This window comes from Specibacter cremeus (assembly GCF_003946885.1).
GTDB classification, from domain to species: domain Bacteria; phylum Actinomycetota; class Actinomycetes; order Actinomycetales; family Micrococcaceae; genus Specibacter; species Specibacter cremeus.
Genome location: NZ_RWKQ01000002.1, coordinates 26,621 through 48,817, shown reverse-complemented (window position 1 = coordinate 48,817; position 22,197 = coordinate 26,621). Strand labels below are relative to the sequence as shown.

The 22,197-nt window shown below is 71.1% G+C and carries 22 protein-coding genes; 11 read left to right on the top strand and 11 right to left on the bottom strand.

Features of this window, described 5'->3' with window-relative positions:
- Positions 1-2 precede the first annotated feature (2 nt).
- From EJC77_RS00925 to thiO, 4 genes are read right to left on the bottom strand one after another with little or no spacing between them, the layout of a single operon-like run.
- Positions 3-671 carry a 4a-hydroxytetrahydrobiopterin dehydratase gene (locus tag EJC77_RS00925; RefSeq protein ID WP_125609696.1) on the bottom strand — a complete coding sequence of 223 codons (669 nt, stop codon included), beginning with the start codon at positions 669-671 and terminating at the stop codon, positions 3-5.
- Between the two features lie 14 nt (positions 672-685).
- Positions 686-1,492: a thiazole synthase gene (locus tag EJC77_RS00920; RefSeq protein WP_125609695.1), complete on the bottom strand. Its 807-nt coding sequence runs from the start codon at positions 1,490-1,492 to the stop codon at positions 686-688.
- Between the two features lie 60 nt (positions 1,493-1,552).
- Positions 1,553-1,792, bottom strand: a complete 240-nt coding sequence (gene thiS / locus EJC77_RS00915) for a sulfur carrier protein ThiS (RefSeq protein ID WP_125609694.1) — start codon at positions 1,790-1,792, stop codon at positions 1,553-1,555.
- Positions 1,789-3,021 carry a glycine oxidase ThiO gene (gene thiO, locus EJC77_RS00910; RefSeq protein ID WP_125609693.1) on the bottom strand — a complete coding sequence of 411 codons (1,233 nt, stop codon included), beginning with the start codon at positions 3,019-3,021 and terminating at the stop codon, positions 1,789-1,791. Before thiO ends, thiS begins: the two co-directional genes overlap by 4 nt.
- A gap of 136 nt (positions 3,022-3,157) precedes the next feature.
- Between thiO and thiE the strand changes: the two genes are divergently transcribed.
- A complete protein-coding gene (gene thiE, locus EJC77_RS00905) occupies positions 3,158-3,850 on the top strand; it encodes a thiamine phosphate synthase (RefSeq protein WP_125609692.1) in 693 nt (230 codons plus the stop codon).
- Positions 3,851-3,906: 56 nt separating this feature from the next.
- On the opposite strand, the gene EJC77_RS00900 is transcribed toward thiE, so the two are convergent.
- Positions 3,907-4,626 (bottom strand): TetR/AcrR family transcriptional regulator, encoded by a 720-nt coding sequence (locus EJC77_RS00900; RefSeq protein ID WP_125609691.1) that lies wholly within the window; start codon positions 4,624-4,626, stop codon positions 3,907-3,909.
- A 138-nt stretch (positions 4,627-4,764) separates the two neighbouring features.
- Here EJC77_RS00900 and EJC77_RS00895 point away from each other — a divergent pair, with 138 nt between their 5' ends.
- Complete coding sequence (locus tag EJC77_RS00895; RefSeq protein WP_205786743.1) at positions 4,765-5,694, top strand: NAD-dependent epimerase/dehydratase family protein; 930 nt, start codon at positions 4,765-4,767, stop codon at positions 5,692-5,694.
- Positions 5,695-5,726: 32 nt separating this feature from the next.
- Here the strand turns inward: EJC77_RS00895 and EJC77_RS00890 are convergent, their stop codons facing one another.
- Positions 5,727-6,233 (bottom strand): MarR family winged helix-turn-helix transcriptional regulator, encoded by a 507-nt coding sequence (locus EJC77_RS00890; protein WP_125609690.1) that lies wholly within the window; start codon positions 6,231-6,233, stop codon positions 5,727-5,729.
- A gap of 75 nt (positions 6,234-6,308) precedes the next feature.
- Here EJC77_RS00890 and EJC77_RS00885 point away from each other — a divergent pair, with 75 nt between their 5' ends.
- Positions 6,309-7,766, top strand: coding sequence for an FUSC family protein (locus tag EJC77_RS00885; RefSeq protein WP_125609689.1), 1,458 nt, complete (start codon positions 6,309-6,311; stop codon positions 7,764-7,766).
- 16 nt (positions 7,767-7,782) lie between these two features.
- Here EJC77_RS00885 and EJC77_RS00880 read toward each other — a convergent pair whose 3' ends face one another.
- Positions 7,783-8,772: an LLM class flavin-dependent oxidoreductase gene (locus tag EJC77_RS00880; protein WP_125609688.1), complete on the bottom strand. Its 990-nt coding sequence runs from the start codon at positions 8,770-8,772 to the stop codon at positions 7,783-7,785.
- A 95-nt stretch (positions 8,773-8,867) separates the two neighbouring features.
- Positions 8,868-9,992 carry an FAD-dependent oxidoreductase gene (locus EJC77_RS00875; RefSeq protein WP_240629640.1) on the bottom strand — a complete coding sequence of 375 codons (1,125 nt, stop codon included), beginning with the start codon at positions 9,990-9,992 and terminating at the stop codon, positions 8,868-8,870.
- A gap of 141 nt (positions 9,993-10,133) precedes the next feature.
- Between EJC77_RS00875 and EJC77_RS00870 the strand changes: the two genes are divergently transcribed.
- The gene (locus tag EJC77_RS00870; protein ID WP_125609686.1) at positions 10,134-10,628 is read left to right on the top strand and encodes an AAA family ATPase; all 495 of its coding nucleotides are present in this window, start codon (positions 10,134-10,136) and stop codon (positions 10,626-10,628) included.
- Between the two features lie 2 nt (positions 10,629-10,630).
- On the opposite strand, the gene EJC77_RS00865 is transcribed toward EJC77_RS00870, so the two are convergent.
- Complete coding sequence (locus EJC77_RS00865) at positions 10,631-11,323, bottom strand: ferritin-like fold-containing protein (protein ID WP_240629611.1); 693 nt, start codon at positions 11,321-11,323, stop codon at positions 10,631-10,633.
- A 51-nt stretch (positions 11,324-11,374) separates the two neighbouring features.
- On the opposite strand from EJC77_RS00865, the gene EJC77_RS00860 reads away from it, so the two are divergent.
- From EJC77_RS00860 to EJC77_RS00850, 3 genes are all read left to right on the top strand, one after another.
- Positions 11,375-12,880 carry an RNB domain-containing ribonuclease gene (locus EJC77_RS00860; RefSeq protein WP_240629610.1) on the top strand — a complete coding sequence of 502 codons (1,506 nt, stop codon included), beginning with the start codon at positions 11,375-11,377 and terminating at the stop codon, positions 12,878-12,880.
- A gap of 290 nt (positions 12,881-13,170) precedes the next feature.
- Positions 13,171-14,808: a DEAD/DEAH box helicase gene (locus tag EJC77_RS00855; protein ID WP_125609685.1), complete on the top strand. Its 1,638-nt coding sequence runs from the start codon at positions 13,171-13,173 to the stop codon at positions 14,806-14,808.
- A gap of 5 nt (positions 14,809-14,813) precedes the next feature.
- Positions 14,814-15,683 (top strand): DNA-methyltransferase, encoded by an 870-nt coding sequence (locus EJC77_RS00850; RefSeq protein WP_125609684.1) that lies wholly within the window; start codon positions 14,814-14,816, stop codon positions 15,681-15,683.
- Positions 15,684-15,772: 89 nt separating this feature from the next.
- Here the strand turns inward: EJC77_RS00850 and EJC77_RS00845 are convergent, their stop codons facing one another.
- On the bottom strand, positions 15,773-16,621 hold the full coding sequence (locus EJC77_RS00845) for a PHP domain-containing protein (RefSeq protein WP_125609683.1): 849 nt from the start codon (positions 16,619-16,621) through the stop codon (positions 15,773-15,775).
- Positions 16,622-16,690: 69 nt separating this feature from the next.
- Here EJC77_RS00845 and EJC77_RS00840 point away from each other — a divergent pair, with 69 nt between their 5' ends.
- Complete coding sequence (locus tag EJC77_RS00840) at positions 16,691-18,262, top strand: aminopeptidase P family protein (RefSeq protein ID WP_125609682.1); 1,572 nt, start codon at positions 16,691-16,693, stop codon at positions 18,260-18,262.
- A 50-nt stretch (positions 18,263-18,312) separates the two neighbouring features.
- Here EJC77_RS00840 and EJC77_RS00835 read toward each other — a convergent pair whose 3' ends face one another.
- Positions 18,313-19,086, bottom strand: coding sequence for a YflT domain-containing protein (locus EJC77_RS00835; protein WP_125609681.1), 774 nt, complete (start codon positions 19,084-19,086; stop codon positions 18,313-18,315).
- Between the two features lie 144 nt (positions 19,087-19,230).
- Between EJC77_RS00835 and EJC77_RS00830 the strand changes: the two genes are divergently transcribed.
- From EJC77_RS00830 to EJC77_RS00820, 3 genes are read left to right on the top strand one after another with little or no spacing between them, the layout of a single operon-like run.
- Complete coding sequence (locus EJC77_RS00830) at positions 19,231-20,514, top strand: magnesium transporter MgtE N-terminal domain-containing protein (protein WP_125609680.1); 1,284 nt, start codon at positions 19,231-19,233, stop codon at positions 20,512-20,514.
- Positions 20,507-21,058 (top strand): DUF1003 domain-containing protein, encoded by a 552-nt coding sequence (locus EJC77_RS00825; RefSeq protein ID WP_205786740.1) that lies wholly within the window; start codon positions 20,507-20,509, stop codon positions 21,056-21,058. The genes EJC77_RS00830 and EJC77_RS00825 overlap by 8 nt, the downstream gene beginning before the upstream one ends.
- An 8-nt stretch (positions 21,059-21,066) precedes the next feature.
- Positions 21,067-22,194 (top strand): Mrp/NBP35 family ATP-binding protein, encoded by a 1,128-nt coding sequence (locus EJC77_RS00820; protein WP_125609679.1) that lies wholly within the window; start codon positions 21,067-21,069, stop codon positions 22,192-22,194.
- Positions 22,195-22,197 lie beyond the last annotated feature (3 nt).

Genomic DNA, 22,197 nt, shown 5'->3' with positions numbered 1-22,197 from the left:
GTCTAGTCGTCGGGGTGGGGTTCGCGCCCGGCCTCGGTGCACAGGCACAGCCGGTTCCCCTGCGCGTCGGTCGCGATCACGAAGTCCGGCGCGTTCGAGTGGTCCAGCGTCGCGCCCGCGGCCTCCAGGGCGGCCAGCACCGGCGGCGCCTCGCTCAACGGGACGTGCACGTCGAAGTGGAACCTGTTCGGGTTCGGCGTGTCCGTCTGCTGGAACCACAGCGAGGGGCCGCGCCCGTACGGGTCCACCAGGTCGTCGGGCCGGCCCGTCTTGTAGCCCAGCGCCGTCCGCCACATTTCGGACACGGCCGTGAAATCGTCCGTGTCCATGGCGATCTCCACGGCCCGCATCAGTTCCGGCCTGGCCACGGCCTCGGCCGCCTCCGCCGCCGCGGAGATTTTCGTCGCCAGTGCCGCGTCCCGCGCCGTCACCTCGCGGCCGGCGTCGTGCGACGTCAGCGAGATGAACAGCGTGTCGTAGCGCCAGTCGACGTCGGGATGGTGGTTGGCCTCCTCGGCCATGGCGGCGATGGCGCGCATCAGGGCCACCGCAACGGTCGACGACGGCACCTTCAGTACGGTCGCCAGCGAGCCGAGGCGGTACCGCCAGTGCGGCAGCGATTCGAGGGCGGCGTCGATTTCCGGCCGGGTCAGGATGTCGGTGGCGGCCATGGGTCCTCCTTGGGTCAGAGGTCGGGGCGGCCCTCCATGGCGGAGGACGCCAGCGCGTGTTCGCGCTTCGGAATGCGCCCGGCCCGTGCTGCCAGTCTGCCACCGATGACGGCGTGCTTGAAGGCCTCGGCCATGCGAACCGGATCCTGCGCGCGCGTCACGGCCGTGGCCAGCAGCACGGCGTCGCAGCCCAGCTCCATGGCCAGCGCGGCATCCGACGCCGTGCCGATGCCGGCATCCAGCACCACGGGCACGGACGCCCGGGCCACGATCAGCCCGATGTTGTGCGGGTTCAGGATGCCCAGGCCGGTGCCGATCGGGGCGCCCAGCGGCATGACGGCCGCCGCGCCGAGCTGTTCGAGCCGCAGCGCCAGGACGGGGTCGTCGTTGGTGTAGGCGAACACCTTGAAGCCGCGGTTGACGAGCTGTTCCGTCGCGTCGACGAGTTCGACGGCGTCCGGCAGCAGCGTGTGCTCGTCGGCGATGACCTCCAGCTTCACCCAGTCCGTCTCAAGCGCCTCGCGGGCCAGTTCGGCGGTCATGACGGCCTCGCGGGCCGTGAAGCAGCCGGCCGTGTTGGGCAGCACCCGGATGTTCTTCTCCAGCAGCAGGTCGAACAGGTTGACGGCACCGGCTGTTCCGGCCGTGGGGGTGCTGTAGCGGCGCATGGCCACCGTGGTCAGCTCGGTGCCGGATGCGACCAGGGCGGCGCCGAGCCCGTCGAGGCTGGGGGCGCCGCCGGTGCCCATGATGAGGCGGGAGCCGAGCGGGACGCCGTCGATCACCAGCGGGTCGGATACGGGGGTCGTTGTCGTGGTCATGGTTTTCCTCACAAGCTTTCGAACTGCGGGGTCTCGGACGCCGGGCCGGTGCGCCAAGCGCTAGCCGCCCTGGACGGCGGTGACGATCTCGACGTCGTCGTTCATGGACAGCGGCGTCGCCGCCCACAGGCTGCGCGGCACGATGCCGGCGTTGAGGGCGACGGCGACGCCGAGCCGGCCCCCGTCGGCCGGCCTGCCGTCGGGGTTGATGGGGCGGCCCGTCACGGTGTGGACGAGGTCCGCGACCGTGCTGCCGTCGGTCAGGGAATGTGCGGCGCCGTTGAGGGAGATCTGGGTCATTTACGCTCCTGGATGGTGAGCGCGGGCGAGAACCGGTCGGGACGGAACCGCTCCCACGCGAGGTCGGTGACGCCGCCGATCAGCTGGCGGCAGATGTGGGCGGCGATGGCCGTGAGCAGCACGCCGTGCCGGAAGAAGCCGGTGGCGATGATGAGCCCGGGGACGTCGCGCCCGCCCGGGCCGGCCACCCGACCCAGCAGCGGCGCGTTGTCCGGTGTGCCGGGGCGGGCGCGGGCGGTCGTTTCGAGCAGTTCCAGTTCGGCGACGGCCGGCACGAGCACCTGGGCGTCGCGCAGCAGCTGGTGCACCCCCCCGGCCGAGACGCCGGTCAGCCCGTCCTCGCGGCTGGTGGCGCCGATGACGACCGTGCCGTCGTTGCGCGGCACGAGGTACACGGCAAGCCCGCGCACCAGGCCGCGGATGGTGGCCGTGGTCAGCGGGCGCAGGTGCTCGGGCACGCGCAGGCGCAGGATGTCGCCGTGGACCGGGCGTACGGGCAGGTTCAGCCCCTCCGGCAGCCCGGCCAGGTGCGCGGTGCCGAGCCCGTTGGCGACGACGACCTCCCGGGCGCGCACCTGGCGGCCGTCCTCGAGCAGGACGCCGGTGACGCGGGAGCCCGAGTCCAGCAGGTCCTCGTGGAGAAGGTCGACGGCGGCGCGCCTGATGGAGGTCTGTTCCTCGCGCAGGCGCCCGGCGGCGGCCGCCTCGACGTTGAGCTGGACACGGATGGCCGTGGCGACGCCGCGCGGATCGACCTGGTGGTCCTGGTTGATGCGGTATGCCGCGGAGATGTGCGGGCCGATCATTGGCTCGTCTTGCCGTGCCTGGCGGATGGTCAGCTGTTCCACCTCCAGTCCGTGGGCGAGCTGGACGTCGCAAAGGTCGGCCAGTGCCCGACGGTCGGCGGCGTCGGCACCCAACACGAGTGTCGGCGTCGTCCGGAAGCCCGTGTCCGCGTGCCCGGCGGCGACCAGCGGTGCGACGAATTCGGGCCAGCGGGCGGCCGAGGCGAGTGTGAGCCCGAGCAGGTCGTCTTCCTGGTAGTGCAATTCGCTGACCGGCGCGAGCATGCCGGCCGCCGCGAACGTGGCGCCCGTGCCGGGCGTGGGGTCGATGACCGTGACGGCGTGTCCGGCGCGCTGCGCCTCCCAGGCGATGCCGAGGCCGACGATCCCGCCGCCGATGACGGCCACGTCCGTGGTGATGGTTTCCGGCAACAATCCGGGCATCGTGCTCCTTCCCTCCGCCGGTACGAACCGGATCAGGTGTCACCTCGCATGCGTTGCGAGCAGGTGTCGGTCGGCGCGTGGCGCCCTCTCAGCCAGCTGTCCTGGCTCCCGCGGTATGTCATCTATTCTATGAGACATGACGACCCTTTCCGACACGGCCGGTGCTCCGGGCCCCCGCCACTCAGCCTCCGGCGTTGCCGGACCGGGCCCTTCGCTGGCGGACGCGCGGCTGTACCTGTGCACGGACGCCCGGCGCGACCGCGGCGACTTCGCCGATTTCCTGCGTGCCGCGTACGCCGGCGGCGTGGACATCATCCAGCTGCGCGACAAGTCGCTGGACGCGGCCGAGGAACTCGAGCTGCTGGGCGTGCTGCGATCCGTGGCGGCGGAGTTCGGGAAGCTGTGGGCCGTGAACGACCGCGCCGACCTGGCGTCGCTGGCCGGTGCGCCGGTGTTCCACGTCGGCCAGCAGGACCTGCCGCTGCCTTCGGTGCGGTCGCTGCTGGGCTCCAACGTTTCCGTCGGGTTGTCGACGCATTCCCCGGAGCAGGCCTCCGCGGCCGCCGCGTCCGGGGCCGACTACTTCTGCGTGGGACCGCTGTGGGCGACGCCGACGAAGCCGGGGCGGGCCGCCGTCGGGCTGTCTCTCGTGTCGCATGCGGCGTCCCTCCCGACGGCGAAGCCGTGGTTCGCGATCGGCGGAATCGACTTGGGCAACGTCGACTCGGTGATTGCTGCCGGCGCGTCCCGCATCGTCGTGGTCCGTGCCATCACGGAGGCCGCAGACCCGTCCGCCGCCGCCCGGGAGTTGCTCGCCCGCCTGCCCTGATTCCCCGCCCCGCCACCCCCGAGGGCCTGCAATCCCCGGGGGTTCACGCATTGGATCTATTTGACCTGACAACAATGGCAGGACAGGCCGGCCAGTTCGGCCAGGGCGTCCACGTGCAGGCCGAACAGCCCTTCCCGGTCACCAAACGTCGACGTCCCATACTGCCCGAACACCTCGAAACTGACGGCGCCGAACAGCGCTGCCCACGCCAAGACGCCGCGGGCCAGGGCCGCGTCCGGAACCGAAAGCCCCATCTCGTCACGCACGGCCGCGAAGTCCGACCGCAACGACTCGGGCACCGGAACCGTTGGCGCGTCCGGCCCAGCCAACCTTCCGGCCCGGTACGCGTCATCGAGGATCCGGGCCAGCCGCCCGATCACGCGCGTGCCGGGTCCCGTCGTCCGTTCGGCGGGAGCTTCATAGCCGGGCACAGGCGTGCCAAAAAGCAATGCGTAGCGGGCCGGTTCGGCGATGCCCCATGCCCTGACCGCGTGCGCCAGGGCATCGAATTGCGCCCGGAACCCGCCGGCGGCGGCGGCCACGGCGGCGTCCACGGCGTCGCCCAGTTCGTTGTAGCCATCCACGACGAGCAGCGTGAGCAACTCATCCCGGTTCTTCACGTACCGGTAGACGGCCGAGGAGACGACTCCCAGGTCCCGCGCGACGGCGCGCAGCGACAGCCCGGCGGCTCCCTCGGTGACCAGATGGGCGCGCCCGATCCGAACCACCTCCGTCATGGTGCGGGCCCGGGCGAGTTCACGTGGGGTCTTCGTCATACAGGTAAGCATGGGACAACTCGAGAGCATCGTCAACTTTAGTGAGTACCGCTCTTGACAGTCCGATGGACACCGCCCATGATGAATGTGAGAGCACCGCTCACACGATGAAACCGGGAATCAGAGAATCGAGACACCATGACCCCCATCAAACTCGTCACCGGGGCCGGCCCCGTCGGCTGGACCGTCGCCACCCAGCTGGCGGATGCCGGCCACAGGGTCCGCATCGTGACCCGGTCCGGTTCCGGGCCGGATCATCCCCTAATTGAGCGACGGGCCGCCGACGCGTCGGACACGGTCCAATTGCGGCAGGCCATGGAGGGAGTCGACGCCGTCTTCCACTGCATCCACGGCTCCAGGTACCGTGCCGAGACGTGGCGGGCCGAGCTGCCGGATGCGGAGCGGGCGGTCCAACAGGTGGCAGGTGAGGCCGGCGCCGTCGTCGCTTTCCCGGAGAGCCTGTACTCCTACAGCACCCCCGATGACGTCATGACGGAGACGGGACCGCGGACGGCGCACGGCGGCAAGCGCGGCGTGCGCACCGCCCTGCTCGACGCGCGGGCCGCATCCGGCACACCCACGGTCACCGTCGTCGCCTCGGACTTCTACGGCCCACGCGTCTTGGCAGCCCACGCCGGAGAGCGCATGGTGCCCGCGGTCATGGCCGGCCGGCGGGTCATCGTGCTGGGCAGCGCGACGGCGCCGCACTCGTTCACCTACATCGGAGACCTCGCGGCGGCCATGATCACGGCCGCGGCCAGGCCAGAGCTCTGGAACGGGGTGTGGCATGCGCCGACCGTCCCGCCCGTGACGCAGCGGCAGATGGGTCAGGCCTTCGCCACCGCGGCCGGCGCGCCGGCTGCCAGGATCAACGCCATTCCGGGGTGGGTCGTCCGGGCGGCCGGCCTGCTCAACACCGACATGCGGGAGCTGGCCGAGATGCTGTACCAGCTGGAGCGCCCGTTCGTCATGGATTCGCGCCGCAGCGAGGAGGCGCTGGGCCTGGCCCCGACGAGCCTGGCCGACGGCGCGGCGGCCACCGTCGCCTGGTGGCGCGACCAGCGGTGAGGCCGGCGGCGGCGAGGCAGGCGGCGGCGAGGCTACTCGAGCCGGGCGGCGATCTTGCGCAGCAGCCCGGCCAGCTGCGTCTTTTCCTGCGAGGTCAGCTCCGCCACCAGGTCGCGGTCGCGGCCAAGGAACCGCGGGAACTCGCGGCCCACCAGGGCACGCCCGGAATCGGTCAGCCGCAGGAGCACCACCCTGCCGTCCCGTTCCCAGGGCAGCCGCTCGATGAGCCCGCGCCGGACCAGCCGGTCGGCGTTCTTCGTGGTGGACGCGCCGCTGAGCATCGTCGCCGCGGTGACCTCGCTGGCGCGCAGCGGGCGGTCGCTTCGGGCCAGTGTGCACAGCACGTCGAACTCGGCACGGGACACCCCGGCGGGCGCCAGGTCGCGTTCCACCCTGGCTGCGGCCAGCGCGCCGATGCGGGTGATCCGGCCCATGACCTCAATGCTGGAGACATCCAGGTCCGGGTAGGCGAGGGCCCACCCGGACCGGGCCGCGTCCACAAAGTCACGGTCAACGAAATCACCATCGGTTGCGCCCATCCCCCCATTCTAGGTTGGCCAATCTCACATGATTCACATCTATTTTACTAGTAAAATATCGCCTAGACTTGAACCATGCCCGCAACGCTCGCCTCACCCCGCCTCCACCACTCCGTCGGCGCCCTGGCGCACTCCCTCTCGTCCTCCGCGTGGCGTGGGGCGTTCCAGTTCCGCCGCGCCGACGTGTGGTTCGCCCCCGCGGTTCGGGTGGGCATCGCCGGCACGCTGGTGCTGGTCGGCGGCGGGCTCCTGGGCCATGGGCCGCTGGCCGCCATCGCGTCGCTGGGCGCACTGACGTCGGCATTCGGACGGCACCAGCCGTACACGCGGCTGGCCCGGCACCTGCTCGTCGTGGCGGCGGCCATGGTGGTCTCCGGCGCCACCGGCGCTCTCCTGGGTGCCACCGGCACGACCATGTGGCTGCAGATCGCCGTGGTGTCCCTGCTCGCCGCCCTGGCCGCGATCCTGCTCGGTGCCCTGCGCATCACCGGCCCCGGCCCGGTCATCCTGGTGTTCGCGGCCGGCGCCGGTTCCGGCTACGCACACACGTCCGCGGGCATCCCGGCCGTCGTCGCCGCCCTCGCGATCGGGTCCGCCGTCGGGTGGCTCGTGGCCATGGCCCCGGCACTCGTGCTGCCGCTGGGCCCGGCCCGGCTGGGCGTGGCCCGGGCCGTCGCCGCGCTGGCCCGGCTCATGGAGAACGACGACGACGCGCACCGGTCCGCCACCACCGTCGCCGTGCGCTCGGCCCGGGAGACGGTGGCGCTCAGCCAGTCCACCCGGCGCTTCCCCCTGGTGCCGTCAAGGTGGCGGCTGGACGACCAGGTGGCCCGGCTCTCGACCCTGCTCGACACCGTCGAGGACCTCCAGCGTACTGCCGGTACCGGGACGCCCGGCGCCGCGTCCGAAAGTGCCATCGCCCGGCTGCGCCGCCACCAGGCCGAACTGCGCCGCATGCGCCGCACCCTGGAGCTTCCCGGCGTCATGGGCGCCCGCGAGCTCCCGGGGGTGCGGCCCGCACGGCTGCGCGAGCCGGCCCGCACGGCGTTGGCCGGCAACCACGGCGTCGGCCGGGGACTGCGCATGGCCGCCGCGTCGGCGCTGTCCGGGTGGGCCGCCGTCGGACTCGGCCTGGGGCACCCGCTCTGGGCGGCAATGGGCGCCGTGGCCGCGCTGCAGGGCATCAACTACCGCATGACGGTCCAGCGCGGCATCCAGCGACTGGTCGGCAACGTGCTCGGCGCCCTGGTGGCCGCGGGGCTGCTCTCGCTGTCACTGGGGTTCTGGCCGGCCGTGGCCGCCGTGGTGGTGTTCCAGGTGCTCGCGGAGGTTCTGGTGCTTTCGAACTACACGCTCACGACCATCGTCGTGACGCCCATGGCGTTGCTGATGACGGGCATCGGCGCCCCGCTGGCGCCGGACGCGGCCATGAGCCGGGTCGCCGACACGCTGGTCGGGGTCGTGGTGGGCGTCCTGGTGGCGGCCGCCTCCATCTCGCTGGCAGACCGGCACCACCTGGGTCTCGGTGATTGAGCCCGGGCGCGGAACCCTACGAGGCCGCCGCGAGCTCCATGGCCCCGGCGAGCAGCTCGAAACTGCGCAGGCGCTCTGGAAGTGACGTGATCTGGCTGGCCACAATGAGTTCGTCGGCGTCCGCCACCGCGGCAAAGGAGTCCAGGTAGTCCCGCACCGTAGCCGGCGACCCGATCGCCGAGTACTGCAGCATGGACAGCACCTGCAGGCCGGCCGGCGAGTCCAGCAGCAGGTCCAGCTCCTCCTCCGTGAACGTGCGCCCGCGGCCCACCATGGATGCCACGCGGCGCCGTTTCGCCGCCAGGAACAGCGCCTGCGCCTCCTCGTCCGTGTCCGCGGCGATCACGTTCACGCCGGCGATCACGTACGGCTCGGGCAGCGCCGCCGACGGGCGGAATTCACGCCGGTACGCCGCCACGGCGTCGCGCAGCGCCTGCGGGGCGAAGTGCGACGCAAACGAATACGGCAGCCCCAGCGCCGCCGCCAGCCGGGCGCCGAATAGGGACGAGCCGAGGATGTACAGCGGCACGTTCGTCCCCGCCCCCGGGTACGCCGCCACGCCCGGGATCAGCGAGTCCCCCGCCAGGAAGGCCTGCAGCTCCTGGACGTCGGACGGGAACGTGTCGGCCGCGGACGGGTCGCGGCGCAGCGCCCGCAACGTGTTCGCATCCGTGCCGGGCGCGCGGCCCAGGCCCAGGTCGATCCGGCCCGGGTGCAGCGTCTCCAGCGTGCCGAACTGTTCGGCGATCTGCAGCGGCGAATGGTTCGGCAACATGATCCCGCCCGAGCCCAGCCGGATGGTCGAGGTGTGCGCGGCGACGTGCGCGATCAGCACGCTCGTGGCCGACGAAGCGATCGACGGCATGTTGTGATGCTCCGCGAACCAGATCCGCCGGTACCCCCACCGCTCGGCATGCCGGGCCAGTTCCACGGAAGCGCGAAAACTGGCGGCGATGCCGTCGTCGCCCACATGGGCAAGGTCGAGGATGGACAACGGGAGCGACATGGCGGCGCCTTTCACTTCAAGGGGTGTTCACTGTGCGACAACCGGCCCGGCAACCGGGATATTTCCGCCGGCCCGAACCCGCCGGTTCGAACCCATCAGGCCAGCGCGAGGGCGCCGGTGTCGACGGGGACGGCATCGCCGCCGAGGCGGCCCAGGGCGGCGAGCGCGGCGGCCCGTCCTGCCCGGGTGGCGCCGAGCGTTGACGCGGACGCCCCGTAGCCGACCAGCAGCAGCCGGGGTTCCCGGACGACCTTGACGCCGTCCATCGTGATGCCGCCGCCTGGTTCGCGCAGCTTCAGCGGCGCCAGATGGTCCAGTGCCGCGCGGAATCCGGTGGCCCACAGGATGGTGTCGGCCGCGAACGAGGACCCATCGGCGAACACGGCCCGTCCGGGCTCGAGGCGGTCCAGCGGCCCGCGCGAGACGAGCGTGCCGGTTGCGATCCCGGCGCGGTATTCCGGTGTCAGCGGCAGCCCGGTCACGCCCACCACACTCAGCGGCGGCAGCCCGGCGGCGGTGCGTTCGTTGACGCGCCGCTCCACGTCCCGGCCCCAGTCGGCGTCGAACGGGCGGGTGGTGAACTCCGGTGGACGGCGCGTGGACCAGGCGGTGACGGCGCCGGCGTCGGCCAGCTGCAGCAGGAATTGCACCGCGGAGGTGCCGCCGCCCACCACCAGCACGCGGTGGCCGGCGAACCCGGCGGCGGAGTCGAAGTCGTGGGTGTGCAGCTGGCTGCCAGTGAACGCGTCCTGGCCGGGGTAGTGCGGCCAGTGCGGCTTGTCCCAGGTGCCCGTCGCGTTGATGACGAGCCGCGCGTCGTACACTCCACGGTCCGTCTCCACACGCAACGGCGAGCCGGCAGCGTCGGCGGTGCCGCCGTCGTCGTTCGCCGCCGCCGGCCGGACGGCCGTGACCCTGACGGGCCGGTGGATGGGCAGGTTGAACGTCTTCTCATACATCCCGTAGTAGCGGCCGACGACGGCCGAGGCGGCCTCGGACGGGTCCGGGTGGCCCAGCTTCATGCCGGGGAGGTCGTGCACGGCGTGCGCGGCGCCGAGCGTCAGCGACGGCCAACGGTGCAGCCAGGCCCCGCCGGGCCGGTCGTTGGCGTCGAGGACGATGAAGTCCCGTTCCGGTTCCAGGCCCTGCCGGGCCAGGTAGTAGGCGGCCGACAGGCCGGCCTGTCCGGCCCCGATGATCACGACGTCCAGCACGGGCATCCCCTTCGCGTAAGCGGGCCGCCGGCGGTGGCGGCCGGTCTTCAAACCCATACGGAAAACGGGCCCCGACGGGCCGCTATTCCGCATGTGGGGCACCCCACACGCGGGTGTGATTGCATGGGACTGTGATTGCATGGGACCATGGGCGCACTGATCGTGTTGCGGGGCAATTCGGGTTCCGGGAAAAGCACCGTGGCCCGGGCCCTGGCGCGCGAGCTGGGCGCCGTCTGGGTGGAGCAGGACTATTTCCGCCGGGTCGTGCTGGGCGAGACCGGCAACTACACGCCGCTGTCCATCGAGCTGATCGAGCACACCGCGGCGCTGGCGCTGGCTGCCGGGCGGACCGTGGTCATGGACGGCATCTTCAACGCCGGCACGTACAGCGAAACGTTCCGGCGCCTGCGCGACGGGCACGACGGCGCCAGCCTGTTCTACGCCTACGACCTCACGTTCGAGCAGACGCTGGCACGGCACCAGACCCGGGCGCACAAGGTCGCCGACTTCGGCGAACACGACATGCGCGGCTGGTTCCACGGTTGGAATCCGCTGGACGGGATCCCGGAAACCCGCATCACGGTTGAGGAATCCCTGGAGGACACGCTCCGCCGCGTGCTGGCCGACCTGGGCCTCGTGTAGCGCTACGCGGTCAGGCCCAGCTGGCTCATCCGCTTGGAGTGGTTGCGGGTCAGGCTTGCCATGATCTTCTCCACCTCGCCGGCCGCCTGCTCCGCCCCGCCGGGCATCAGGCCGACCAGGAAGCGCTGCCGCCGGCCCACGCGCTGCGCCTGGGTCAACGCCTCACCCACCAGCCGGCGCCCCCACAGGGCCAGCCGGGACGACAGTTTCGGGTCGTCGGCCAGCATCTGGTGCAGTCGGGCGGCCAGCACCGTCGACTCCGTCTCCCCCGTGCGCACCTCGGCGATGACGCTTTGCGTGTCCGCATCCAGGAACCGGCTGACGCTCGCGTAGAAGTCCTCGGAGATGGTGTCCACGACGTACGCCTTCATCAGCGACTCATACCAGTCCGCCGGGCGGGTCCGGTCGTGGAATGCGTCGATCTCGCGCTGGAACGGGGCCATGGCCAGTTCGGCGTCCATGCCCATGCCGGCCAGCCGGGCGCACACCAGCTCGAAGTGGCCGAACTCGGCGACGGCCAGTTTGCCGAGCAGGGCCCGGTCGTGGAGGGTGGGCGAATACCTGGCGTCGGAGGACAGCCGCTCGAACGCGGACAATTCGCCATAGGCGATGACTCCCAGCAAATCCACCACGAACTTGTCGTAGCGCGCGTTCAGCTCCCCTGCCGGCATGGACTCGGGCGACGAAATGCTCATGCCNCCTAGCGTAGACCGCCACGCGAACCGGCACCCCGCTAAGCTGATCCCGTGCCGTACTCCCACATTGGCGTGCGATCCTCCGTCGCACAGCAGAAACTGGCCCGCGCCCTGTCCGGGCTCACGGAGGAATTCAAGCTGCCGGGCGAATTCAGCCCCGAGGTCATGGCCGAGGTCAACGCGACCATCGCCGGGCACGTGCTGCCGGCCGAGGACCTGACGGCGCTGCCGTTCATCACCATCGACCCCCCGGCCTCGGAGGACCTGGACCAGGCCATGTATCTGGAACCGGGCGACGACGGCGGGTATGTGGTGCACTATGCCATCGCCGATGTTCCGTCGTTCGTGCCCGCCGGCGGGGAGCTGGACGCGGAGACCCGCCGCCGCGGCCAGACCGTCTACACGCCGAACGCGCGCATCCCGCTGCACCCCGTGCCGTTGAGCGAGGGCGCCGCGTCACTGTTCGCCGACGACGTGCGCTCCGCCTACGTCTGGACGATCACGCTCGACGCGGGCGGCCTGCAACGGACCGCCGCGGTCCGCCGGGCACGCGTGCGCAGCGTCGCCAAGCTCGGCTATGAGCAGGCGCAGCAGATGCACGACGACGGGACGGCACCGCCCGCCTATGCCGGAACCTTGCGCCTGCTGCGGGAGATCGGGCTGAAACGGGTCGAGCTGGAGCGCGCCCGCGGCGGCGCCAGCCTGAACGTGCCGCAGCAGGAGGTGTCGTTCGCGAACGGGCGCTACAGCCTGGAGTTCCGCCCGGCCCTGCCGATCGAGGACTGGAACGCCCAGATTTCGCTGCTGACCGGCATGGCGGCCGCGCAGCTGATGATCGACGGCAAGGTCGGCATCCTGCGCACCATGCCCGCCCCGGACGACGAGGCGGTGAAGGCGTACCGGCTCAAGACCGTGGCGTTGGGCTCGCCGTGGACCGAGGACGTGGCGTATGGGGAGTACCTGCGCACGCTGGACGCCGCGGACCCGCGCCAGCTGGCGCTGCTGCACGCGGCGACGTCGCTGTTCCGGGGTGCCGGGTACACCCCGTTCGACGGCGAGCTGCCGGCGGAGATCCTGCAGGCCGCCGTCGCCGCCCCGTATGCGCACGCCACCGCCCCGCTGCGCCGGCTCGTCGACAGGTTCGTGCTGGCCATCTGCGCATCGCTGTCCGCCGGCGAGGACGTCCCGGCCTGGGCGCGCCAGGCGCTGGACCAGTTGCCCGGCATCATGGCCGTGTCGAACCAGCTGGCCGCCCGGGTGGACCGGGCCGCCATCGACGTCATCGAGGCCGCGCTGCTCAGCCATCGCGTCGGGGCGGAGTTCGACGCCGTCGTGCTGTCCGGCCCACGCCGCAACGGCAACGGGAACGGCAACGGCAACGGCAAGTCCGCCCCGCGCAGCACCATCCAGATCCGGGAACCGGCCATCGCCGGCTACTGCGAGGGCGACCTGGCACCGGGCACGGTGGTGCGCGTGAAGCTCATCGAGGCCGACATCGACAAACGCTCCATCCTGTTCACGCCCGTACCGGGCGCCGCCGCGCACACGGCACCCTAGAATCATGCGACCGGACCGCGACCGGCTAGACTTGGCCGTGTAGACATGGATGCCCGGTCGTAACAGCCCACTCCTACACGCGTTTTGGCTGCCCGCCCGTTCCGCCCGATTCCCGCGGCGGCGCGCGGGCCAGCATTTTGTAAATCCGCGATCGGCTTCCGCCGGATGTGCCGCCCGGCACCGGCTCCGCACGGTCATGACAGGCCCGCGTTGAGCCGTTCCACGGCGACACCTTTATAGACGAATTGAATGGTAAGCATTTGAGTCCTGAATCAACGACCACAGAGAATTTGACCGCAGCGAACGAGACCCTGCTGCACGCGGACGCCGGCAGCGAGGAGATCAGCGTTGACGGCACCCTGACCACCACCGAGCCGCCGCACCACGAGGAGAAGGCGACGTTCGCATCGTTCGGCGTGCACGCCGACATCGTGTCCTCGCTGGACGACGCCGGCATCACGCACCCGTTCCCGATCCAGGCCATGACGCTGCCGATCGCGCTCGGCGGGCACGACATCATCGGCCAGGCAAAGACGGGTACCGGCAAGACGCTCGGCTTCGGCATCCCGGCACTGCAGCGGGTCGTGGGGCATCGCGACGATGGCTACGACTTGCTGCCCTTCCCGGGCGCCCCGCAGGCCCTGGTCATCGTGCCGACGCGCGAACTGGCCGTGCAGGTCGCTAGCGACCTGGGCACCGCGTCCCGGCACCGCGGCGTGCGCATCGCCTGCATCTACGGCGGCCGCGCCTACGAGCCGCAGATCGAGGCCCTGCAGAAGGGGGTCGAGGTCGTCGTCGGCACGCCGGGCCGCCTGATCGACCTGCTGCGCCAGCGCCACCTGACCCTCAAGCAGGTCAAGATGGTCGTGCTGGATGAGGCCGACGAGATGCTGGACCTGGGCTTCCTGCCCGACGTCGAGACGCTGATTGCCGGGACCCCGGCCGTGCGCCAGACGCTGCTGTTCTCGGCCACCATGCCCGGACCGGTCGTGGCCATGGCCCGCCGCTACATGACCCAGCCCACGCACATCCGCGCCGCGGACCCGGAAGATGAGGGCCTGACGAAGCGGGACATCCGCCAGCTGATCTACCGCGCCCACAACCTGGACAAGGCCGAGGTCGTGGCCCGCATCCTGCAGGCCCGCGGGCGCGGCCGGACCATCATCTTCACGAAGACGAAGCGCACCGCCGCGAAGGTCGCCGAGGAACTCGTGGACCGCGGCTTCGCCGCCGCCGCCATCCACGGCGACCTGGGCCAGGGCGCCCGCGAGCAGGCGCTGCGCGCCTTCCGCAACAACAAGGTCGACGTGCTCGTCGCCACCGACGTGGCCGCCCGCGGCATCGACGTGGACGACGTCACCCACGTCATCAACTACCAGTGCGTCGAGGACGAGAAGATCTACCTGCACCGGGTGGGCCGCACCGGCCGCGCCGGCAACAAGGGCACGGCCGTCACGTTCGTCGACTGGGACGACATGCCGCGCTGGGGCCTGATCAACAAGGCCCTGGGGCTCAGCGTTCCGGAACCGATCGAGACGTACTCATCGTCGCCGCACCTCTACGAGGACCTGGACATCCCCGAGGGCACCAAGGGCAGGCTGCCGCGCAACAAGCGCACGCACGCCGGCATCGACGCCGAGGTTCTGGAGGATCTGGGCGAGACCGGCAAGCGCACGCCGCGCTCGGGCCATGGTGGCGCACAGGGCCACGGCAACCGCCGCTCCGGTTCCACAGGCTCCGGTGAGAGGAACGACGGCGGCAGGAACCGCCGTCGGGCCTCCTCCGCGGGCGCCGCGCAGGGCGAGGCGGGCGCCAGCGGCCCGTCCGAGCGCTCCGACGACGCCGAGTCCGCGGCGCCGCGGCGCAACCGCCGCCGCACCCGCCGGCGCAACGGCGAGGTCGTGACCCCGGCACCCGCCGCCGAATAGCGTCCATGACGTCACCGCACTGGCGCCCGGACGGGCCGAACCTGGTGGTCCACGCGGACAACGCCGGGTTCCTGCCGACGCTGCCCGACGAATCGTTCACGATGATCTACGTGGACCCGCCCTTCAACACGGGGCGGGTGCAGCGCCGGCAGCAGACCACCATGGTGCGCAGCGAGTCCGGGGACCGGGTGGGCTTCGGCGGGAACAGCTACGCGACCGTCAAGGGCGCCCTGCACAGCTACGACGACGCGTTCACGGACTACTGGGCGTTCCTGGAGCCGCGGCTGCTGGAGGCGTGGCGGCTGCTCGCCGCGGACGGCACGCTGTACGTGCACCTGGACTACCGCGAGGTACACTACGCGAAGGTGATGCTGGATGCGATCTTCGGCCGGGACTGCTTCCTGAACGAGATCATCTGGGCGTACGACTACGGCGCCCGGGCGAAGAGCCGCTGGCCGGCCAAGCACGACAACATCCTGGTGTACGTGAAGGACCCGAAGAAGTACCACTTCGACTCGGCCGAGGTGGACCGGGAACCGTACATGGCGCCCGGGCTGGTGACGGCCGAGAAACGCGAGCTGGGCAAGCTGCCCACGGACGTGTGGTGGCACACCATCGTCTCCCCCACGGGCAAGGAGAAGACCGGCTACCCGACGCAGAAACCCGAGGGACTGCTGCGCCGGGCCGTGGCCGCGTCGTCCCGGCCGGGCGATTGGGTGCTGGATTTCTTCGCGGGATCCGGCACCCTGGGCGCCGTGGCCTTCGGGCTGGGCCGGAAGTTCATCTGCGTGGACGCGAACCCGCAAGCCATCGAGATCATGGCCGAACGGCTGGGCGTCACGGCCACGGTGGTCTCCCACCCCGCGGCCGGCTGACCCCGTCGCTGGTCGAGCCTGTCGAGACCCCGGTGATTTCGACAAGCTCAATCACCGACAAGCTCAATCACCGACGAGCTCGACCCCCGTCAGGGCAGCCAGGCCGTGCTGCCCGTGCCCAGTTCCAGGATGCGCTCCAGCGCGTCCTGGCTGGTCAGGTTCTCGCCCAGCATGTTCGGTTTGCCGGCGCCGTGGTAGTCCGAGGACCCGGTGACGATCAGGTCTTTCCGGGCCGCCAATCGACGCAGCCACGCCCGGCCGTCCGCCGGGTTGTCACGATGGTCGACCTCCAGACCCAGCAGCCCGGCGTCGATCATGTCCTGGTACGTCTGCTCGGCCACGACCCGGCCCCGGGCCGAGGCGACCGGGTGCGCGAACACCGGCACGCCGCCGGCGGCGCGCACCAATTCCACGGCCGTGACCGGGTCCGGCGCATAGTGGGCGACGAAGTACCGCGACCGCGCGGTCAGGATGGTCGCGAACGCCTCGCTGCGGGTGCCGACGACGCCGGCGGCCACGAGTGCGTCGGCGATGTGCGGGCGGCCGATCGTCGCCCCGGGCGCCACGTGCAGGCGGACGTCGTCCCAGCTCAACGGATAATCCTCGGCCAGCCGTTCGACCATGCGTTCGGCCCGGGTCAGCCGGGCGTCCTTGGACCGGGTGATCTCGGCCAGCAGGCCCGGATGGGCGGGATCGTGCAGGTAGGCCAGCAGGTGGACGCTGATGCCGGTGTCGGTCTTGCAGGAGATCTCCATGCCAGGCACCCAGCCGATGCCGAGCCGCACCGCGGCGGCCCCCGCATCCTGCCACCCGTCCGTCGTGTCGTGGTCGGTCAACGCCAGCACGTCCAGGCCCGCCCCGACCGCCGCAGCCACGAGCTCCGCCGGCGGCTGCGTGCCGTCGGAGACGTTGGAGTGCGTGTGCAGGTCGATCCTCATTCCCCCAGCGTACGCGGCGCGGCGGTGCCCCGGAGTGCGCCATGGCGGCACCGGTGAGAGACTGGGGAGGTGAACCAGACTGAACCCCTCACCCAGCATCCCGAAACCATCGAGCAGCCGCTTGAGGAGCGTGTGAACAACCGTTCACATCGCCCTGATTCGGACGCGTTCCGTGCCTTCATGGCCGGCAACTGGGCTCCGTCCAGCACGGAACTGCCCGCCCGAGCCGCCGTCGCCGACCACGCCGCCCGCCGCCGTCGTGCCATCTCCGAGCAGTTCAAGGGCGAGCGCCTGGTCATCCCCGCCGGGCCGCTGAAGGTCCGCTCCAACGACTGCGACTACCGGTTCCGGCCGCATTCGGCCTTCGCGCACCTGACCGGACTGGGTGTGGACCACGAGCCGGACGCCGTGCTGGTGCTCGAACCCACCGACGAGGGCCGCGGTGACGACGGCGGCCACCACCACGCCACGCTGTACTTCCGTCCGCTGGCGGGACGGGACACCAAGCAGTTCTACGCGGACTCGCGCAGCGGCGAGTTCTGGATCGGGGCCCGGCCCACGCTGGCCGAGTTCAAGGCGCTGCTGGGGTTGGCCTGCGTGGACATCGCCGAGCTGGAGGTGGCCGTGACGAAGAACGTCGGCGACCCGGCGATCGGCGGCGTGTCCATCCGGCTGGTGCGCAAGGTCGACGAAAACATCGACGCGCTCGTCGACACGGCCCGCTACAACACGGCGCAGGACCCGGAGAACGTGGACCTCTCCGCGCTGGACGCCCTGGACGAGAAACTGGCCGAGGCCCTGTCCGAGCTGCGCCTGCTCAAGGACGCGTGGGAGGTCGAGCAGATGAGGGAGGCGATCGCCGCCACGGTGGCCGGTTTCGAGGAGATCGTGAAGTCGCTGCCGCGGGCCGTGGGGCACCGCCGTGGCGAGCGCGTCGTGGAGGGCGCGTTCTTCGCCCGGGCGCGCGAGGAGGGCAACGAGCTCGGCTACGACACGATTGCCGCCGGCGGCAACAACGCCACGATCCTGCACTGGACGCGCAACGACGGCACCGTGGACGAGGGCGAGCTGCTGCTGGTCGACGCCGGCGTGGAGGCCGATTCGCTGTACACGGCGGACGTCACGCGCACCATCCCGGTCAACGGCACGTACTCGGACATCCAGCGCAAGATCTACCAGGCCGTGCTGGACGCCGCCGACGCCGCGTTCGCCGCGGCCGTGCCGGGAGCCAAGTTCCGTGACGTGCACAACGCCGCCATGGCCGTGCTGGCCGCCCGCCTCGAGGAGTGGGGCCTGCTGCCCGTCGCCGCGGAGGTGTCGCTGTCGCCCGAGGGCCAGCAGCACCGCCGGTGGATGCCGCACGGCACCAGCCACCACCTGGGCCTGGACGTGCACGACTGCGCCCAGGCGCGCGCCGAGCTGTACCTGGACGGCACGATCACGGCGGGCATGATCTTCACGATCGAGCCCGGGCTGTACTTCAAGGCCGAGGACCTGGCCATCCCGGCCGAGTACCGCGGCAACGGCGTGCGGATCGAGGACGACGTGCTGATCACGGCCGACGGCCCCGTCAACCTCTCGGCGGCGCTGCCGCGCACCCCGGAGGATGTGGAGGCCTGGATGGCGCGGCTTTCCGGGTAGCTTCGCACGCGCGCCGGAGACGGATTACGGGAGATGCGTCCCGGGCGGCCCTAGCCGCGGGATTCCGGGGCGTCCCCGTCGGGCCGGCCGGATTCGGGAGAAGCGGCCGGCGTATCCACGCGGATGCCGTACTGCGGGCGGCCATCGGGCAGGTCCGGGAACCGGCCGCGCACGGGCGCTTCCTCCGGTGCAGCCGCGGCCGCGGGCGGGTTGCCGGCAGATGCCGGCGCGGGCACCTCGGGCCGCCCGTACGGGTCGTGCCAGCCGTCCGGGCGAGCCGGGGTCTGCGGCGGGTACATCTGGGTGGGGCGCCCGGCCGGGGCGGTGGAGCGCATGGGCAGCTGCGCGAGCAGGCGGCGGGCCTCGGACGCCACATCCGGGGTGACGATCACGTCATAGGACGAGGCAAGGACCTGGTTGGTGGACGTGAAGTCGCGCTTGCCGCGCTGGGACGCGTAGCCGATGATGCCGAACAGCATCCAGAACGCGGCGCCCATCAGCACGGACGTCATGATGCTCAACGTGGCCTCCCCGCCGGCCGAGCCGAAGAAGGAGAGCATGATGCCCACGAACAGGCCGAACCAGGCGCCCGTCATGGCCCCGGACAACGCCACGCGCGGGTAGCTGAGCTTGCCGGTGACGCGTTCAACCATCTTCAGGTCGTTGCCAACGATCGAAACGTGCTGGACCGGGAATTTCTGGTCGGCCAGGTAGTCGACGGCCTTTTGCGCATCCAGGTAGGACGAATAGGACCCGATCGTCTCCCCGGTCGGGACGATTCGCGCCTGGTCCATGGGCCTGTTGCCGCCAAAAAGGTTTGCCATGGCACCATTCTTCCCCATCCGGCAGTGCAATGGCTGGAGTATCGCTGGAAGTGAACTTGAAGAACGGTCGACGCCGCGCCCCGGCCGCGGGTTCGCACCCTGCGCCGTTCGGTGGAATCGGCGGCGCCGTCGTAGCCTTTACGTGTGAGCACGAATCCGCAACGCGTCTTTGTCGCACGCCTCCTCGGCCTGGACGTCTTCGACCCGATAGGCGACCGCCTCGGCCGCCTGCGCGACGTCGTCGTGCTCGGACGCGGGCCGGGCGCGTCGCCCCACGCCGTCGGCATCGTCGTCGAGGTGCCCGGCAAGAAGCGCGTGTTCGTGCCCATGACACGGCTGACGTCCATGGACCAGTCGCAGATCATCTGCACCGGGCTGGTCAACCTGCGCCGCTTCGAGCAGCGCGGCGCCGAACAACTCGTCGTGGGCGGGCTCTTCGACCGGCGCGTGACACTGGTCGACGGCAGCGGCGCGGCCGTCATCGAGGACATCGCCATGGACCAGCAGCGCAACGGCGACTGGCTCGTCACCAAGATGTTCGTCCGGCGCGGCGGCTCCACGTCCCGGCTGCGCGGGCTGCGCCGCGGCCACACCCTGCTCATCGACTGGGCCGACGCGTTGCCGGACTCGGCCCTCGAGCCGCAGGGCGCCACCCAGTTCGTGGCCAGCCACGAGGACCTCAAGCCGGCCGACTTCGCGGACGCGCTGCAGGAGATGAGCGACAAACGGCGCATCGAGGTGGCCCGGGAGCTGCAGGATGAACGGCTGGCCGACGTCATGTCCGAGCTGCCCGAGGAGGACCAGGTCACCCTGCTCAGCGGCCTGGACATCGAGCGGGCCGCCGACGTGCTCGAGGAGATGGACCCGGACGACGCCGCCGACCTGCTCGCGGACTTGCCCGCCGCCAAGGCCGAGGAACTGCTGGCCCTCATGGAACCGGATGAGGCCGATGACGTCCGCCGCCTGCTCCAATACCCGGAGGGCACGGCCGGGGCGCTGATGACCCCGGTGCCGGTCATCCTGCCCCCGGAGGGCACCGTGGCCGAGGCGCTGGCGCACGTGCGCAGCGAGGACCTCTCCCCCGCCCTGGCGTCCGCCATCTTCATCTGCCGGCCCCCGCTGGAGACGCCCACGGGCCGTTTCCTGGGCGTCGTGCACATCCAGCAGCTGCTGCGCAGCGCCCCGCCCGAGCTGCTCGGCACGCTCGTGGACAAGAACCTGGAACCGGCCTCAGACCATGCCAGCGTCAGCGAGATCAGCCACGCCATGGCCTCCTACAACCTCAACTCGCTGCCCATCGTCAACCGGGAGGGCCGGCTGGTCGGTGCCGTGACCGTCGACGATCTGCTGGACCAGCTGCTGCCCGAGGACTGGCGCAGCCACGAGGACGACACACCGCTGAAGAACCAGGGAGGCCGCCGTGGCTGAGAAGCGCCAGATCAAGGGCCCCGGTCTCGACACGCCGCTGGAGCTGAAGTCGCGGCTGCTGCCCAACCTGGGGGCCGACCCGGACGCGTTCGGCCGCTTCGCCGAGCGCTTCGCCCGCTACATGGGCACGGCGAACTTCCTGCTCTACATGACGATTTTCGTCATCGTGTGGGTGGGCATCAATGTGGTCGCCCTGTTCGGCTTCCAGTGGGACCCGTACCCCTTCATCCTGCTGAACCTGTTCTTCTCCACCCAGGCGTCGTATGCGGCCCCGCTGATCCTGCTGGCGCAGAACCGCCAGGACGACCGCGACCGCGTGCAGATCGAGCAGGACCGCAGCCGCGACGAGCGCAACCTCGCCGACACCGAATACCTGACCCGCGAGGTCGCCGCGCTGCGCATCGCCATCCGCGACGTCGCCACCCGCGACTTCGTCCGCTCCGAGCTGCGCAGCCTGCTCGAGGAGATCCTGTCGACCGACGACGACGGCCGGCCCCGCACGCCTGCCCGCAAGACCGCCACCGCGGCCAGCCCGAACCCGTAAGGCCCGCCATGCCCGCTCCCGCCCAGTCCGCCCTGCAGCACGCCCTCGCCACGGTCATCGACCCGGAGCTGCGCCGCCCCATCACGGAGCTCGGCATGGTGGCGGACGTGGGCGCCGACGACGCCGGCCGGGTACGCGCCGTCGTCCGTCTCACCGTGGCCGGCTGTCCGCTGCGCGACACCATCACCGCGGACGCCACGGCCGCGCTGATGAGGGTCGACGGCGTCACGGACGTGAGCGTGGAGCTCACCGTCATGACGGCGGACGAGCGCGCGACGCTGAAGGAGCAGCTGTTGGGCGCCGGCGGGCGGCGCGGCATCCCGTTCAATGAACCCGGCTCGCTGACGCGCGTCTACGCGGTGGCCAGCGGCAAGGGTGGCGTCGGCAAGTCGTCGGTGACGGTGAACCTGGCCTGCGCCATGGCGGCCAGGGGGCTGCGCGTGGGCATCGTCGACGCCGACATCTACGGGTTTTCCGTGCCGTCGCTCATGGGCATCACCCAGACGCCCACCAAGGTGGACGAGATGATCCTGCCGCCCGTGGCGCACGGCGTGAAGGTCATCTCGATCGGCATGTTCGTGACCGGGAACCAGCCGGTGGCCTGGCGCGGACCGATGCTGCACCGGGCGTTGGAGCAGTTCCTGACGGACGTGTACTTCGGCGACCTGGACGCCCTGTTCCTGGACCTGCCCCCGGGCACCGGGGATGTGGCCATTTCCGTGGCGCAGCTGCTGCCCGGGGCCGAGATCCTCGTGGTGACCACCCCGCAGGCGGCCGCCGCGGACGTGGCCGAACGGGCCGGGGCCATCGCGTTGCAGACCGGACAGAAGGTGGCCGGCGTCGTGGAGAACATGTCCGGGCTGACGCTGCCGGACGGCACGGTCATGGACGTGTTCGGCTCCGGCGGGGGACGGAAACTGGCGGCGCGGCTCAGCCAGACCATGAACAGCCCCGTAGAACTGCTGGGGCAGATCCCGCTCGATCTGGCGCTGCGCGAGGGCGGGGACGCCGGGGCGCCGATCGTGCTCTGCGCCCCGGAGTCCCCGGCCGCGGCGGCACTGCTGGAGATCGCGGGCACGCTGGCCGCCCGTCCGCGCGGACTGGCCGGCCTGAAGCTGAACGTCGCCCCCAAGTAACCC

Bases quoted from the DNA above. Each gene is read 5' to 3' on its own strand.
- EJC77_RS00925 (WP_125609696.1), bottom strand. From the start codon at position 671: ATGGCCGCCACCGACATCCTGACCCGGCCGGAAATCGACGCCGCCCTC.
- EJC77_RS00920 (WP_125609695.1), bottom strand. From the start codon at position 1,492: ATGACCACGACAACGACCCCCGTATCCGACCCGCTGGTGATCGACGGC.
- thiS (WP_125609694.1), bottom strand. From the start codon at position 1,792: ATGACCCAGATCTCCCTCAACGGCGCCGCACATTCCCTGACCGACGGC.
- thiO (WP_125609693.1), bottom strand. From the start codon at position 3,021: ATGCCCGGATTGTTGCCGGAAACCATCACCACGGACGTGGCCGTCATC.
- thiE (WP_125609692.1), top strand. From the start codon at position 3,158: ATGACGACCCTTTCCGACACGGCCGGTGCTCCGGGCCCCCGCCACTCA.
- EJC77_RS00900 (WP_125609691.1), bottom strand. From the start codon at position 4,626: ATGACGAAGACCCCACGTGAACTCGCCCGGGCCCGCACCATGACGGAG.
- EJC77_RS00895 (WP_205786743.1), top strand. From the start codon at position 4,765: ATGACCCCCATCAAACTCGTCACCGGGGCCGGCCCCGTCGGCTGGACC.
- EJC77_RS00890 (WP_125609690.1), bottom strand. From the start codon at position 6,233: ATGGGCGCAACCGATGGTGATTTCGTTGACCGTGACTTTGTGGACGCG.
- EJC77_RS00885 (WP_125609689.1), top strand. From the start codon at position 6,309: ATGCCCGCAACGCTCGCCTCACCCCGCCTCCACCACTCCGTCGGCGCC.
- EJC77_RS00880 (WP_125609688.1), bottom strand. From the start codon at position 8,772: ATGTCGCTCCCGTTGTCCATCCTCGACCTTGCCCATGTGGGCGACGAC.
- EJC77_RS00875 (WP_240629640.1), bottom strand. From the start codon at position 9,992: ATGCCCGTGCTGGACGTCGTGATCATCGGGGCCGGACAGGCCGGCCTG.
- EJC77_RS00870 (WP_125609686.1), top strand. From the start codon at position 10,134: ATGGGCGCACTGATCGTGTTGCGGGGCAATTCGGGTTCCGGGAAAAGC.
- EJC77_RS00865 (WP_240629611.1), bottom strand. From the start codon at position 11,323: ATGAGCATTTCGTCGCCCGAGTCCATGCCGGCAGGGGAGCTGAACGCG.
- EJC77_RS00850 (WP_125609684.1), top strand. From the start codon at position 14,814: ATGACGTCACCGCACTGGCGCCCGGACGGGCCGAACCTGGTGGTCCAC.
- EJC77_RS00845 (WP_125609683.1), bottom strand. From the start codon at position 16,621: ATGAGGATCGACCTGCACACGCACTCCAACGTCTCCGACGGCACGCAG.
- EJC77_RS00835 (WP_125609681.1), bottom strand. From the start codon at position 19,086: ATGGCAAACCTTTTTGGCGGCAACAGGCCCATGGACCAGGCGCGAATC.
- EJC77_RS00820 (WP_125609679.1), top strand. From the start codon at position 21,067: ATGCCCGCTCCCGCCCAGTCCGCCCTGCAGCACGCCCTCGCCACGGTC.